This is a genomic window from Novosphingobium marinum (assembly GCF_013408095.1).
Taxonomy (GTDB): Bacteria; Pseudomonadota; Alphaproteobacteria; order Sphingomonadales; family Sphingomonadaceae; genus Novosphingobium; species Novosphingobium marinum.
Genome location: NZ_JACBZF010000002.1, coordinates 526,279 through 539,012 on the forward strand (window position 1 = coordinate 526,279; position 12,734 = coordinate 539,012).

General features: G+C 66.3%; 17 protein-coding genes. 16 read left to right on the plus strand and 1 reads right to left on the minus strand.

All coding sequences use genetic code 11. The features are described 5' to 3' along the window. Positions 1–89 precede the first annotated feature (89 nt). The 14 genes from coxB to FHS75_RS07360 all read left to right on the plus strand — a co-directional run bounded on the left by coxB (position 90) and on the right by FHS75_RS07360 (position 11,246). Positions 90–1,214, plus strand: coding sequence for a cytochrome c oxidase subunit II (coxB, locus tag FHS75_RS07295; RefSeq protein WP_179407019.1), 1,125 nt, complete (start codon positions 90–92; stop codon positions 1,212–1,214). Positions 1,215–1,243: 29 nt separating this feature from the next. Continuing rightward, positions 1,244–2,932, plus strand: a complete 1,689-nt coding sequence (gene ctaD, locus FHS75_RS07300; protein WP_179407020.1) for a cytochrome c oxidase subunit I — start codon at positions 1,244–1,246, stop codon at positions 2,930–2,932. Positions 2,933–3,007: 75 nt separating this feature from the next. Then, positions 3,008–3,925, plus strand: a complete 918-nt coding sequence (locus tag FHS75_RS07305) for a heme o synthase (RefSeq protein ID WP_179407021.1) — start codon at positions 3,008–3,010, stop codon at positions 3,923–3,925. Between the two features lie 116 nt (positions 3,926–4,041). Next, a complete protein-coding gene (locus FHS75_RS07310; RefSeq protein WP_179407022.1) occupies positions 4,042–4,626 on the plus strand; it encodes a cytochrome c oxidase assembly protein in 585 nt (194 codons plus the stop codon). A 68-nt stretch (positions 4,627–4,694) separates the two neighbouring features. Continuing rightward, a complete protein-coding gene (locus FHS75_RS07315) occupies positions 4,695–5,516 on the plus strand; it encodes a cytochrome c oxidase subunit 3 (RefSeq protein WP_179407023.1) in 822 nt (273 codons plus the stop codon). After that, positions 5,516–5,899 carry a DUF983 domain-containing protein gene (locus FHS75_RS07320; RefSeq protein ID WP_179407024.1) on the plus strand — a complete coding sequence of 128 codons (384 nt, stop codon included), beginning with the start codon at positions 5,516–5,518 and terminating at the stop codon, positions 5,897–5,899. The genes FHS75_RS07315 and FHS75_RS07320 overlap by 1 nt, the downstream gene beginning before the upstream one ends. Beyond that, positions 5,896–6,498, plus strand: a complete 603-nt coding sequence (locus FHS75_RS07325) for an SURF1 family cytochrome oxidase biogenesis protein (protein ID WP_268234534.1) — start codon at positions 5,896–5,898, stop codon at positions 6,496–6,498. Before FHS75_RS07320 ends, FHS75_RS07325 begins: the two co-directional genes overlap by 4 nt. Before the next feature lie 13 nt (positions 6,499–6,511). Further along, the gene (gene thrC, locus FHS75_RS07330; RefSeq protein ID WP_179407026.1) at positions 6,512–7,912 is read left to right on the plus strand and encodes a threonine synthase; all 1,401 of its coding nucleotides are present in this window, start codon (positions 6,512–6,514) and stop codon (positions 7,910–7,912) included. Then, the gene (locus FHS75_RS07335) at positions 7,912–8,829 is read left to right on the plus strand and encodes an RsmD family RNA methyltransferase (RefSeq protein ID WP_179407027.1); all 918 of its coding nucleotides are present in this window, start codon (positions 7,912–7,914) and stop codon (positions 8,827–8,829) included. The genes thrC and FHS75_RS07335 overlap by 1 nt, the downstream gene beginning before the upstream one ends. An 8-nt stretch (positions 8,830–8,837) precedes the next feature. Then, positions 8,838–9,209 (plus strand): dihydroneopterin aldolase, encoded by a 372-nt coding sequence (locus tag FHS75_RS07340; protein WP_179407028.1) that lies wholly within the window; start codon positions 8,838–8,840, stop codon positions 9,207–9,209. Next, the gene (locus FHS75_RS07345; protein WP_179407029.1) at positions 9,206–9,547 is read left to right on the plus strand and encodes a Rossmann fold domain-containing protein; all 342 of its coding nucleotides are present in this window, start codon (positions 9,206–9,208) and stop codon (positions 9,545–9,547) included. The genes FHS75_RS07340 and FHS75_RS07345 overlap by 4 nt, the downstream gene beginning before the upstream one ends. Beyond that, the gene (moaA, locus tag FHS75_RS07350) at positions 9,544–10,548 is read left to right on the plus strand and encodes a GTP 3',8-cyclase MoaA (protein ID WP_179407030.1); all 1,005 of its coding nucleotides are present in this window, start codon (positions 9,544–9,546) and stop codon (positions 10,546–10,548) included. Before FHS75_RS07345 ends, moaA begins: the two co-directional genes overlap by 4 nt. A gap of 1 nt (position 10,549) precedes the next feature. Then, positions 10,550–10,792, plus strand: a complete 243-nt coding sequence (locus FHS75_RS07355) for a MoaD/ThiS family protein (protein ID WP_179407031.1) — start codon at positions 10,550–10,552, stop codon at positions 10,790–10,792. A gap of 10 nt (positions 10,793–10,802) precedes the next feature. After that, positions 10,803–11,246, plus strand: coding sequence for a molybdenum cofactor biosynthesis protein MoaE (locus tag FHS75_RS07360; RefSeq protein WP_179407032.1), 444 nt, complete (start codon positions 10,803–10,805; stop codon positions 11,244–11,246). A 3-nt stretch (positions 11,247–11,249) separates the two neighbouring features. On the opposite strand, the gene FHS75_RS07365 is transcribed toward FHS75_RS07360, so the two are convergent. Continuing rightward, the gene (locus tag FHS75_RS07365; protein ID WP_179407033.1) at positions 11,250–11,777 is read right to left on the minus strand and encodes a hypothetical protein; all 528 of its coding nucleotides are present in this window, start codon (positions 11,775–11,777) and stop codon (positions 11,250–11,252) included. Positions 11,778–11,984: 207 nt separating this feature from the next. On the opposite strand from FHS75_RS07365, the gene rplU reads away from it, so the two are divergent. Then, positions 11,985–12,347 (plus strand): 50S ribosomal protein L21, encoded by a 363-nt coding sequence (rplU, locus tag FHS75_RS07370; protein WP_179407034.1) that lies wholly within the window; start codon positions 11,985–11,987, stop codon positions 12,345–12,347. A gap of 17 nt (positions 12,348–12,364) precedes the next feature. Further along, positions 12,365–12,634 (plus strand): 50S ribosomal protein L27, encoded by a 270-nt coding sequence (gene rpmA, locus FHS75_RS07375; protein WP_179407035.1) that lies wholly within the window; start codon positions 12,365–12,367, stop codon positions 12,632–12,634. Positions 12,635–12,734 lie beyond the last annotated feature (100 nt).

The following is a 12,734-nucleotide window of genomic DNA, read 5'->3' on the forward strand; positions in this document are numbered from 1 at the left end:
GGCCGCCGCGCAAGGGGCGCTCCCCACGGGTTGGATGGTGCGGGAACTGCGGTTTCCCGCGAAAGACGGAAAGCGAAAGCACGAAGACGATGAAATTGGGCAACTACGCTACAAAGGCGGGCCTGGCGGCCAGGGCTCTCGGTCTCTCCCTTGCTCTGGCGGTTTCCGCCCAACCCGCGCTGGCGACGACGGCCGCCACCGGTGAGCAGGTTTCCGTCGCTTCCGACGAACGCGCCGACGTTCCCGTCGTCGAGGAAATGGCCGAAGGCGTTGCGGGCGGTCCCGCCGATACCGCGAGCGAGGCTCCGCAGGCAGCGGGTGCCTACACGCCGATGACGCCGACAGAGGGTGTCGGCATGCCCGTCGATGGCGGAATCGGCATCCAGACGCAGTATTCGGCGCTGGGCGACTACGCTGCGTGGATCCACGATGCGGTGCTCATGCCGATCATCGCGGTGATCAGCCTGCTCGTGCTCGGACTGCTTATTTGGGTGGTCGTGCGCTACAACCGCCGCGCCAATCCGGTCCCGTCGAAGACCAGCCACAACACGGTGATCGAGGTCATCTGGACGCTGGTCCCGGTGCTCATCCTTGTCGGGATCGCGATTCCGTCGATCGACCTCCTCGCCAAGCAGTATCGCCCGGCGCCTGCCGATGCCCTTACCGTGAAGATAACCGGCAACCAGTGGTACTGGACCTATGCGTACCCCGATAACGGCGACTTCGAGGTGATCTCGTACATGCTGAACGAGCCGGGTCGCCCGGTCGTGAATGCCGGCGTCCGCGAAGTCGGTTCCGAACCGTGGGACGGCCCGGCGCAGATGGAAGTCGACAACCGCATGGTCGTGCCGGCCGGGGAGCCGGTCCGGCTTCAGATCACCGCTGCCGACGTCATCCACTCGTTCGCGGTGCCCTCGCTCTGGTTCAAGCTCGACGCGGTCCCGGGCCGGGTGAACGAGAAGATGCTCTTCATCGAGCGTCCGGGCGTGTACTACGGCCAGTGCTCGGAACTGTGCGGCGCGAAGCACGCCTTCATGCCGATCGCGATCGAGGCGCTGCCGCGCGAGCAGTACAACCAGTGGGTACTCACCCAGGCCGGCGGCATGATCGACGGTCAGGACGAGCCGGCAGCCGCTGCCGAGCCTGCCGCCGCGACCGAGGGCGAAGCCGAAGCCGCGCCCGAAGCAACCGAATCCGCGGCTCCCGCCGCCTGAGCCCGAATTCGACAAGGGTAAGACAGACCATGGCCACTACCGCCCCCGAATCCTTCCAGCCGCACGCAGAGGATCACCACGATCACGCGCATGAGCATCCCGGCTTCTTCGCGCGCTGGTTCATGTCGACGAACCACAAGGACATCGGCACGCTCTACCTGATCTTCGCGATCTTCGCCGGCATCATCGGCGGCGCCTTTTCGGGCATGATGCGCGTCGAGCTGGCCGAGCCGGGCATCCAGTACCTCGATACGTTCGCGCGCTGGTTCGGCGCGACCAACCCGACGTTCGACCAGTCGCTCCATCTCTGGAACGTGCTGATCACCGCGCACGGCCTTATCATGGTCTTCTTCATGGTCATGCCTGCGGTCATCGGCGGCTTCGGCAACTGGTTCGTGCCGATCATGATCGGTGCGCCGGACATGGCGTTCCCGCGCATGAACAACATCTCGTTCTGGCTGACCGTTGCCGGTTTCTGCTCGCTGATGATCTCGGCCTTCGTGCCGGGCGGCATGGGACCGGGCGCCGGTATCGGCTGGACCGCCTATGCGCCGCTGTCGACCTACGGGGCCACCGGGCCTGCCGTCGACTTCGCGATCTTCTCGCTGCACCTTGCCGGTGCCGCCTCGATCATGGGCGCGATCAACTTCATCACCACCATCTTCAACATGCGTGCGCCTGGCATGACCCTGCACAAGATGCCGCTGTTCGTGTGGTCGGTGCTGGTCACCGCCTTCCTGCTGCTGCTCGCGCTGCCGGTGCTGGCCGCCGCGATCACGATGCTGCTGACCGACCGCAACTTCGGTACGACCTTCTTCGATCCGGCCGGCGGCGGCGATCCGGTGCTCTACCAGCACCTGTTCTGGTTCTTTGGGCATCCCGAGGTCTACATCATGATCCTGCCGGGCTTCGGCATCATCAGCCAGATCGTCGCGACCTTCAGCCGCAAGCCGGTATTCGGCTACCTCGGCATGGCCTACGCCATGGTCGCGATCGGCGTGGTCGGCTTCGTCGTGTGGGCGCACCACATGTACACAACCGGCCTTTCGGTTAACACGAAGATGTACTTCACCGCCGCCACGATGGTCATCGCGGTGCCCACGGGCATCAAGATCTTCTCGTGGATCGCGACGATGTGGGGCGGCAGCCTCGAGTTCAAGTCGCCGCTCGTCTGGGCGATGGGCTTCATTTTCCTGTTCACCGTCGGCGGCGTGACCGGCGTGGTCCTCGCCAACGGCGGCGTCGACGACGTGCTGCACGATACCTACTACGTCGTGGCGCACTTCCATTACGTGCTGTCGCTCGGCGCCGTGACCGCGCTGTTCGCCGGGTTTTACTACTGGTTCCCGAAGATGAGCGGGCGCTGGCACTCCGAACTGCTCGCCCACGTCCACTTCTGGGTGTTCTTCGTCGGCGTGAACCTGATCTTCTTCCCGATGCACTTCCTCGGGCTGCAGGGGATGCCCCGCCGTTACCCTGACTATGCCCAGGCATATGCGTACTGGAACGAGATCGCGACGCTCGGCTACATGATCATGGCAGCCTCGATCGTCGTCTGGTTCGTGAACATCGTCTACGCCTTCACTGCCGGACGCCGCGCAGAGGACAACTACTGGGGCGAGGGCGCGACGACGCTCGAGTGGACGCTGTCGAGCCCGCCGCCGTTCCACCAGTTCGAGACGCTCCCCGTTATCGAGGACCACCACCACCACCGCTGACCGGGCCGGGCTCTTTCCGCAATCGGGAAGAGCCCGTCCATACGAAGTCTTCGCCATGGTGCGAACGAAACGAACATGAACCAGACCGCAGTACTTCACGCTCCGACCGACTGGCGCGACTTCTTCGCGCTGACCAAGCCGCGCGTGATGCGACTGGTGATCTTCACCGGGCTGTGCGGCCTGCTGGCAGCGCCGGTCGCGATCGACCCGGTGATCGGTTTCACCGCCATCCTGTGCATCGCAATGGGTGCCGGCGGCGCCGGGGCACTGAACCAGTGGCTCGAGGCCGATCTCGACGCGAAGATGCGGCGGACCGCCGCGCGGCCGCTGCCTTCGGGGCGCATGAACCCGACGTCTGCCCGCGACTTCGGCTTTGCGCTGTCCGGCGCGTCGGTCTTCCTGATGTTCTTCGCCGTAAGCTGGCTTGCGGCGGCGATCCTGCTGTTCTCGATCTTCTACTACGTCGTCGTCTACACGATGTGGCTGAAGCCGCGCACGCCGCAGAACATCGTGATCGGCGGAGCTGCCGGCGCCTTTCCGCCGCTGATCGGCTGGGTCGCGGCGACTGGCGAAATCACGCTGATGCCGGTCGTGCTGTTCGCGATCATCTTCTTCTGGACCCCGCCGCACTTCTGGGCGCTCGCACTGTTCGTGCGCATGGACTACTCGCACGCAGGAGTGCCGATGCTTCCCGTCGTCGCGGGCGAGCAGGTGACCCGCCGCCAGATCCTGGTCTACTCGGTCCTGCTTCTGCCGCTGACGGTACTGCCGTGGATCATCGGCGGTGCCGGTGCGGTCTACGGCGTCTCGGCGATCGTCCTTTCGCTCGTGTTCCTGGCGCTCGGCTTCCGGGTCGGGATGCGCACTTCGGTCGAGGATGACCGGATGAAGCCGGAAAAGCAGCTCTTCGCGTGGTCGATCGTCTACCTGTTCGCGCTGTTCGGGGCCCTGGTGATCGATCGCTGGACCATGCTGATCATGGCAGGCCAATGAGCGATCCGAAGCACGACAGGATCCGTCGCAACCGCAATCTCGTCCTTGCGGGCATTCTCGCGGCGTTCGTCATTCTCGTGTATTTCATCTCGATAGCCAAGATGAACTGACAGACCATGACCGCAGCCACGCTTCACAATCGCAATCGCAGGACCGGTGCCATTTTCCTGCTCGTCGCGCTGGGAATGCTGGCCCTCGGTTTCGCGTCGGTGCCGCTCTATCGCCTCTTCTGCCAGGTGACCGGGTTCGGCGGAACGACGCAGCGGGTGGACGCAGCGCAGGCAGCGACCGTTTCGGCTACGAACAAGACGATGTCGGTCCGCTTCGATGCGAACGTCGAGCGCGGCATGCCCTGGGAATTCAAGCCGCTGCAGGTGACCGACACGGTCAGCATCGGCGCACGCGACATGGCGATCTACACGGCGAAGAACACTTCCGACCGTCCGATCACCGGCACCGCCACCTTCAACGTCGAGCCGGCCTATGTCGGCAAGTACTTCAGCAAGGTCCAGTGCTTCTGCTTCACCGAGCAGACGCTGGAGCCGGGGCAGGAAGTGCGCATGCCGGTGCTCTACTACATCGACCCCGCGATCCTCGACGATCCGGACGCGGACTGGGTCGAACAGATCACGCTCAGCTACACGTTTCACCCGGCCGCGGACGAGACGAAGTCTCTGGACCGCACGGGATCGGGAAGTTAAGGGGCGCTCCATAATTTCGATCGCGGCGATCTGGCCGCGAATGCTGCAAGACGGGGACACAAGGCACCATGGCCGGAACCAAGAACCACGATTACCACATCCTGCCACCCGACATCGTGCCGCTGATGGCCACGATCGGGGCCTTTACGTTCACCTCCGGCATGGTGCTGTTCATGCACGACATGGCGGCGGGCAAGTACATCACGCTGGCTGGCCTCGCGCTCCTGCTGTTCTCGATGTACCAGTGGTTTTCCAAGATCGTGGCGGAATCGAAGGCGGGCGATCATACTCCCGTCGTCCAGCTTCACCAGCGCTACGGGATGATCCTGTTCATCGCTTCGGAAGTGATGTTCTTCGTCGGCTGGTTCTGGGCCTTCTTCGACTTCGCGCTGTTCCCGTCCGAGCTGTCCGAGGCCGTCGACGGCGTCTGGCCGCCCGCCGCGATCGAGGCGGTACTCGATCCCTTCGACCTCCCGCTTCTCAACACGCTGATCCTGCTGTGTTCGGGCACGACGGTCACCTGGGCGCACCACTCGCTGATCCATGGCGACCGCGATGGCCTGAAAAAGGGCCTGTGGCTGACCATTCTGCTCGGCCTGCTGTTCACCTCGATCCAGGCCTATGAATATTCTGCCGCGCCGTTCCCGTTCGGCGAGAACACGTACGGTTCGGCCTTCTACATGGCGACCGGCTTCCACGGCTTCCACGTCATCGTCGGCACGATCATGCTGATCGTCTGCCTGAAGCGTGCGTACAACGGCGACTTCACGCCGCGCCAGCACTTCGGATTCGAGGCGGCTGCGTGGTACTGGCACTTCGTCGACGTCGTGTGGCTGTTCCTCTTCGTCGCCGTCTACGTCTGGGGCGGCTGGGGCGCGCCGATCCACTGATGGACGGACCGCAAGACACTTCGAAAGGGCAGCCGGGACTCGTTCCGGCTGCCCTTTTCGGTTTGTGCCCGCGCTGCGGAGCCCGGACGCTGTTCGACGGCATGGCGAAATTCGCGCCGCGTTGCCGTGTCTGCACGCTCGATTTCGACCGGTTCAATGTCGGAGACGGGCCTGCGGCGTTCCTCACCCTCATCGTGGGTGCGATCATCGTGATCGGCGCGGTATGGCTGCAACTCGCGGTGGAGCCGCCCTTCTGGGTGCATGTCCTGCTGTGGGTCCCGCTGGCGACGCTTGGCGTGATATGGGGCCTGCGTGCCGGCAAGGCCGCGCTGCTAGCCGCCGAATACCAGCGCGAGGCAGGAGAAGGTCGCCTGCGCAAGTGAGCCTCAGGTCGTCGCCCGTGTTCTCGACGCTGCCTGTCTTCTCGACGCTGGTCGTGCTCGCCGCCGTTGCGGTGATGATCGTGCTGGGGTTCTGGCAACTCGACCGCGCCGATGAGAAGGCGGCGATGAAGGCCGGCTACGCCGCAGCGGCGGACAATCCCGAAGTTCTCGACTGGCCCGCGCTCGGGGCTGACGGCAAGCCTCAGCTCTACCGTCGCGCCCGCCTTGTCTGCGCGCCGATCGCCGGCAGTTCCTCGATCGCCGGGCGCAATGCGAAAGGCGAGAGCGGGCTGGCGGTAACCGCCGAATGCCTTACCCCGGAAGGCGAGCCGGCGCTCGTCGTGCTGGGCTGGCAGCGCGCGCCAGAGAGGATCGAGTGGGGCGGCGGTACGGTGACCGGCATCGTCGCACCGGGGCCGCGCCTTGTCGCCGATCCCCCGGTCGCAGGCCTGCAGGCCAGTGCCCTGCCCGATCCGTCCGAAGTGCCGGACAACCATCTCGCCTACGCCGTGCAATGGTTCTTTTTCGCAGTCATCGCGCTGGTGATCTACGCGCTTGCCGTCAGGAAGCGCCTTGCCGGGCGCGACGGGCCTCGCTAGGCGCGGCGGCACGATGGAATACGTAAGCACCAGGGGGAGCGCCGCGACGCTCGATTTCGCGGGCGCCACGCTTGCCGGGCTGGCATCGGACGGCGGGCTCTACGTACCGAGCGAGTGGCCGCGCTTTTCCGAAGCGGAAATCGCCGGTTTCGCCGGGCTGCCCTACGCCGACCTCGCCCAGAAGGTGATGCAGCCTTTCGTCGGGGACTGCCTTTCGCCCGCGCGGCTTCTCGAACTGACGCGCGAGGCATACGGACGCTTTGCCCATGCCGCCGTCACCCCGCTTACCCAGCTGGACGAGCGCAACTGGCTGCTCGAACTGTTCCACGGGCCGACGCTGGCGTTCAAGGACGTTGCGCTCCAGCTTCTCGGGCTGTTCTTCGAGGAGTTTCTCGCGCGTGGCGGCGATCCGCTGACCATAGTCGGCGCGACGAGCGGCGACACCGGGTCCGCCGCGATCGATGCGGTGGCCGGGCGCGACCGGGTCGAGATCTTCATGCTCCATCCCTCGGGCCGTGTCAGCGACGTCCAGCGCCGCCAGATGACCACGGTGCTTGCGCCCAACGTCCACAACCTCGCCATCGACGGCAGCTTCGACGATGCGCAGGCGATGGTAAAGCGCATGTTCAACGATCCCGACATGAACCGGCGCTTCCGCTTCTCGGCGGTCAATTCGATCAACTGGGCGCGGCTGATGGCACAGGTGGTCTACTATTTCGCCGCAGCGCTCCAGCTCGGCGCGCCGCAGCGCCGGGTCGCGTTCGCCGTGCCGACGGGCAACTTCGGCGATGTCTTCGCAGGCTACGTCGCGGCCCGGATGGGACTGCCGATCGAGCGGCTGATCGTGGCGACCAACGTCAACGACATCCTCCACCGCGCGCTGACCACCGGCGATTATTCGCAAGGGACGGTCACGCCCACCGCCGCGCCATCGATGGACATCCAGGTTTCCTCGAATTTCGAGCGTCTGCTGTTCGATCTCGGCGGTCGCGACGGCGGCGCGCTGTCGCGCCAGATGGCGGGTTTCGAGCAGACGAAGGCGATGCAGCTTACCAACGCGCAGCGCGAAGGCGCATCGGCCCTGTTTTCGAGCGCCCGCGCCGATGCCGACGACATGGCCCGCACCTTGCGCTGGGCCTGGTCCGAATGCGCCGAAATCGTCGATCCGCATACCGCTATCGGACTTCATGCCGCGCGGACCGCCGACCTGCCTGCCGACGTGCCCGTGGTGACGCTGGCGACCGCGCATCCGGCGAAATTCCGTGATGCGGTCGAACGCTCGACCGGCCAGCGGCCGTCGCTGCCGGCACGCGTTGGCGACCTGTTCGACCGCGAAGAGCGCTACACCGAACTGGACGGAACGTACGAGGCCGTGTCCGGCTTCGTGGCAGAGCACGCCGTCCCGCGCGCCTGATGGCGGCGCTTGCATCCGGCCCCGTCGTTCTGGCCGGGGAGGCCTGGCAGGACTACGGCCTTGTCGATTCGGGGCATGGCCGCAAGCTGGAACGCTATGGCGGCTTCCGCTTCGTTCGGCCCGAGCCTCAGGCGATGTGGTCGCCCCGGCTCGATCCCGCGGGCGCGCAATGGCACGCGGATGCCGAGTTCGTCCCCGGTTCCGACGAGGACGGCGGCGGGCGCTGGCAATTCGCCCGCAATGTCCCGCGCGACGGCTGGCCGCTTGCCTGGCCCAACGGGGAGGAACAGGTCCGCTTCACCGCGCAATGCACCCCGTTCCGCCATCTCGGCTTCTTTCCCGACATGGCTCCCGTCTGGAACTGGATGGGAGACCGGGTGGCCGACCGCCAGGGCGACGCCGCAACGCTCAACCTGTTCGGCTATACCGGCGTCGGCTCGCTCGCGCTGTCGCGCCACGGCCCGGTCACGCACGTCGATGCATCGAAGAAGTCGGTCGCCCAGGCGAAGGAAAACGCCGCGCTCTCGGGCTTCGGGGACCGGACGATCCGCTGGCTTGTCGACGATGCGGCCAAGTTCGCCGCCCGCGAGGTCCGGCGCGAGAAGCGTTACGACGGGATCATTCTCGATCCGCCCAAGTTCGGGCGCGGGCCGGGCGGCGAAGTCTGGCGTCTCGAAGAGCACCTCCCCGGCCTTGTCGCCGACTGTCGCAAGCTGCTCGACGAGGACAGCCGCTTCCTTTTCCTCACCGTCTACGCGGTTCGCATGTCCTCGCTCGCCATAGGCGGCCTGCTGGCGGAGCTTTTCGCGGACCTTCCCGGCATCGTGGAACATGGCGACCTCGCCGTGCGCGAGGAGGGCGAGGGCGGGCGCCTGCTCCCCACCGCCATTTTCGCGCGCTGGAGCAATCCGGGCTAAGGGGCGGCATGACCGATTCGCTTATCCTCGAAGTGGCCGACCTCGATGTCGACGTGCTCACCGGGATCTATTCCGAAGAGACCGGCAAGCCGCAGCCGCTGCGCATTTCCATCGCCGCCAGCCTTAAGCCTGCCGACCGTTACGCGGCGGATACTCCGCTCGGCGCGTCCAAGAATTACATGGACCTGAAATTCGCCGCGACCGGGGCGCTGCCGCCCGGCGTGCACTTCAAGCTGATCGAGGCGGTCGCCGACCACATCTGCGAAACGCTGTTCCTGCAGGACGACCGGGTCGAGGCGGTCACCGTCAAGATCGTCAAGCTGGCGATTGCCGAAGCGGGCGAAAGCATCGGCATCACCTTGCGGCGCGAACGCCGGTGATCCTGCGGGTCGCTGCCTTGCCCGAAGGGGCGCTGGCCGCGTCTGCCGCCTTCCACGGTCGCGAGTTGCCCCGGATCGTCTCCGCGCTTTCGGAAACCCGCGACCCGATCACCGTCGTCTTTGCTCCGGCGGACCATACCCATAGCGCGTGGCGGATGGCCGCCGTGCAGTCGCTCGCCCGCTCCTGCGCGCCGCGCCGCGTCAATGCCGTGGCGTCCGACGACGAGGACGCGGTCGCGGCAGCGGTCCGCTACCTTGCCGATGCAGACGGCGTGACGGGTCAATACCTGCCCCTGGATGGAACCGGTGCGGGCACCGTGCTATTCGACGAGAGATGAGTTCCGCCAAACCACTGGTCGACCGGTTCGCGCGCGCGATCACCTACCTCAGGCTGTCGGTGACCGATCGCTGCGACCTGCGCTGCGCCTACTGCATGCCCGAGCGCATGACCTTCCTGCCCAAGGCCGAGGTCCTGTCGCTCGAGGAGCTTCACCGCATGGCGCTCGGCTTCATCGACCGCGGCATTCGCAAGATCAGGCTGACGGGCGGAGAGCCGCTGGTGCGCCGCGACATGATCGAGCTTGTCCGCGCGCTGGGGCGCAAGCTGGGCGACGGGCTCGACGAACTGACGATGACGACCAACGGAACGCAGCTTGCCGGCTTCGCGCACGAACTTGCCGAAGCGGGCGTGCGGAGGATCAACGTCTCGCTCGACACGCTCGATCGTGAAAAGTTCGCCCGCCTGTCCCGCCGCGATTCGCTGCCCGCCGTGATGGAGGGGCTTGCCGCGGCTCGCGATGCCGGGCTCGCGGTCAAGATCAACACCGTCGCGCTCAAGGACCTCAACGAGGACGAGATTCCCGACATCGTCGCCTGGGCGCACGGGCAGGACTTCGACGCGACTCTCATCGAAGTGATGCCGCTGGGCGAGGTCGAGGAAGACCGGATCGATCATTTCCTTCCGCTTGTGGCGGTCAAGGAGCGGCTCGACCGGCTCTGGACGCTGACGGCGAGCGAGCACCGCACTGGCGGTCCTGCACGCTACTTCGACGTCGCCGAGACCGGCGGCAGGCTCGGACTGATTACGCCGCTCACCGGCAATTTCTGCGAAGGCTGCAACCGCCTGAGGGTGACCGCGACCGGACAGCTTTTCGCCTGCCTCGGCGGCGACGAGCGGGTCGACCTGCGCGCGGCGATGCGCTCGGCGAACCCCGAGGCCGAACTGCACGCAGCGCTTGATACCGCGATGCGAATCAAGCCCGAGCGCCACAACTTCGCGATCGACCGGCGCGGACAGGCGCCGGCACTCGCGCGCCACATGTCGATGACCGGGGGCTGACATGGCGATCAGGCTCGTATTCCTTGGCAAGCTGGCCGACGTCGCCGGGGCACCGGAAGTGGAGGTCGATCCCGCGCCGAACATGGACGGGCTGCTGCGGCAGGTGGACGAGGGATTGGCCGGCCAGCTCGAAACCCACCGCATCCGCGTTTCGCTCAACGGCGAGATCGTCGCCGACGGGCGTGGCATCAGGCCCAAGGACGGAGACGAGATCGCGTTCCTGCCGCCGGTGAGCGGAGGCTGAGGAGCCCCGCGTGAAGGACGTCCGCCTGCTCGACAAGGGCTTTTCGCCGGGCAAGTCGCTGGGCCTGTTCGCCAAGGCGCACCCGGAGGCGGGCGGCATTGCCAGCTTCGTGGGCAAGGTGCGTCCCGACGAGGAAGTCAAGGTCCTCGAACTCACGCACTACGAGCCGCTAACGCTGCCCGACATGAACGCGCTGGCGGACAGGGCGCTGGCGCGGTGGGATCTCGACGGCATCCTCGTCCATCACCGCGTCGGCATGATGCGACCCGGCGCGCCCATCGTCCTCGTCGCCGCGGCGGCGCGGCACCGGCGCGATGCGTTCGAGGCGACCGACTTCACGATGGATCACCTCAAGAGCGCGGCCTGGTTCTGGAAGCGCGAGCGGCGATCCGACGGCTGGCACTGGATAGAGCCGCGCGAGGCCGACCATGCCGACCTGCGCCGCTGGACCTGACGTTCAGGCGCCGGGCAGCCTGCCGGACAGCGAACCGATCGTATCGGTCTGCGCCTGTACCCACGAATCGACGGTGTCGCGAGCGGCGGCGATGGCCTCGGCGGTTGGCGAAACCGCGTTGAAGTTCTCGAGCCGTTCGGCCGCGTAGAGCTGGTCGAGCTCTGCCAGCGCGACCATCGCGCGGCTGCGCGCCGCTTCTAGACGGGAAAGCGCGACGTTCGCGTCGATCCAGCTTTCCGATGCAACCCCTCCGGCCCCGGCGACCGCGTTCTGCGCCTGCGGCCTGACCGCGAGGAAGCGCTGGTTCGCCTCGCGCGCCTGCGCAAGCAACTCGGCAAGGCGCGCCTCGGTCGCCGCGCTCGGCGGAAGGGGCGGAACCTGCGGCACGGCTGGCTCCACCGGCATCGCAGTGCCCGACACGCGCTCAATGTCGCGCCGGGCCAGCGAGGGGTACTCGCCCGCGGTCGAAGCACAGGCCGACAGGAGGAGCGCGCCTGCAATCGTTGCGGGAAGGGCGACAATGCGGTTCATCGGCGTTCCATAGCACGCCGCGCGGCGCTGGCGAGAGCAAGTCTCGACAGGTCCCGAGTTCGGTTGACACGAGTCGGCTCTTGGACTAACGGCATCGCTCTTTCCGGCCCCTGCATTCGGCGGGGTGACCGGCGCGTCGCTCGCGCGCACTTCCGCAAGGGATTGCAGCGGCCGGGGCGGCCAGACGAATTTGAAGGTAAGGGCACCATGTTCGCAGTAGTGCGCACGGGCGGCAAGCAGTACCGGGTTGCCGCCGGAGACAAGATCGCGGTCGAGAAGCTGGCGGGCGACGCCGGCGACAAGATCACCCTGGGCGACGTCCTGCTCGCGGGCGACGACGGCAAGGTTGCCGATGCGTCGAAAGTCACGGTTTCGGCCGAGATCATCGCGCAGGCCAAGAGCGAGAAGGTGGTCGTCTTCAAGAAGCGCCGCCGTCACAACTATCGCCGCAAGCAGGGCCATCGCCAGCAGATGACCCTCCTGCGCATCCTCTCCGTCGGCGGCGAGGAAAAGAAGACCAAGAAGGCAGCGCCCAAGGCCGACAAGGCCGAAGACGGCGCCGCCGAATAAGTTCGGAGTAGAGCGAGATGGCACATAAGAAAGCCGGCGGTTCGTCGCGCAACGGTCGCGATTCAGCAGGCCGCCGCCTCGGCGTGAAGAAGTTCGGTGGCGAAAACGTTATCGGCGGCAACATCATCGTGCGCCAGCGCGGTACCAAGGTGTATCCCGGCGTGAATGTCGGCATGGGCAAGGATCACACGCTGTTTGCGCTCGCCGAAGGTCGCGTGCGCTTTCACGACGGCAAGCTCGGTCGCAAGTACGTGTCGGTCGACGCGCAGGCCGAAGCGGCCGAGTAACACCGCGACTCGCAGGCGGCCTCTCTCAGGCGGCCCTTGACGCATGTTAAGCGAATCGGGGGAGGGCCGCAGGCCTCTCCCCTTTTTCGTGCGCGCGCCA

What these genes read in the sequence shown, in the direction of transcription:
- FHS75_RS07365 (WP_179407033.1), bottom strand. Translation starts at nt 11,777, where the DNA reads ATGAACCGCATTGTCGCCCTTCCCGCAACGATTGCAGGCGCGCTCCTC.
- coxB (WP_179407019.1), top strand. Translation starts at nt 90, where the DNA reads ATGAAATTGGGCAACTACGCTACAAAGGCGGGCCTGGCGGCCAGGGCT.
- FHS75_RS07340 (WP_179407028.1), top strand. Translation starts at nt 8,838, where the DNA reads ATGACCGATTCGCTTATCCTCGAAGTGGCCGACCTCGATGTCGACGTG.
- FHS75_RS07315 (WP_179407023.1), top strand. Translation starts at nt 4,695, where the DNA reads ATGGCCGGAACCAAGAACCACGATTACCACATCCTGCCACCCGACATC.
- FHS75_RS07355 (WP_179407031.1), top strand. Translation starts at nt 10,550, where the DNA reads ATGGCGATCAGGCTCGTATTCCTTGGCAAGCTGGCCGACGTCGCCGGG.
- moaA (WP_179407030.1), top strand. Translation starts at nt 9,544, where the DNA reads ATGAGTTCCGCCAAACCACTGGTCGACCGGTTCGCGCGCGCGATCACC.
- rpmA (WP_179407035.1), top strand. Translation starts at nt 12,365, where the DNA reads ATGGCACATAAGAAAGCCGGCGGTTCGTCGCGCAACGGTCGCGATTCA.
- FHS75_RS07305 (WP_179407021.1), top strand. Translation starts at nt 3,008, where the DNA reads ATGAACCAGACCGCAGTACTTCACGCTCCGACCGACTGGCGCGACTTC.
- rplU (WP_179407034.1), top strand. Translation starts at nt 11,985, where the DNA reads ATGTTCGCAGTAGTGCGCACGGGCGGCAAGCAGTACCGGGTTGCCGCC.
- FHS75_RS07310 (WP_179407022.1), top strand. Translation starts at nt 4,042, where the DNA reads ATGACCGCAGCCACGCTTCACAATCGCAATCGCAGGACCGGTGCCATT.
- FHS75_RS07335 (WP_179407027.1), top strand. Translation starts at nt 7,912, where the DNA reads ATGGCGGCGCTTGCATCCGGCCCCGTCGTTCTGGCCGGGGAGGCCTGG.
- FHS75_RS07320 (WP_179407024.1), top strand. Translation starts at nt 5,516, where the DNA reads ATGGACGGACCGCAAGACACTTCGAAAGGGCAGCCGGGACTCGTTCCG.
- ctaD (WP_179407020.1), top strand. Translation starts at nt 1,244, where the DNA reads ATGGCCACTACCGCCCCCGAATCCTTCCAGCCGCACGCAGAGGATCAC.
- thrC (WP_179407026.1), top strand. Translation starts at nt 6,512, where the DNA reads ATGGAATACGTAAGCACCAGGGGGAGCGCCGCGACGCTCGATTTCGCG.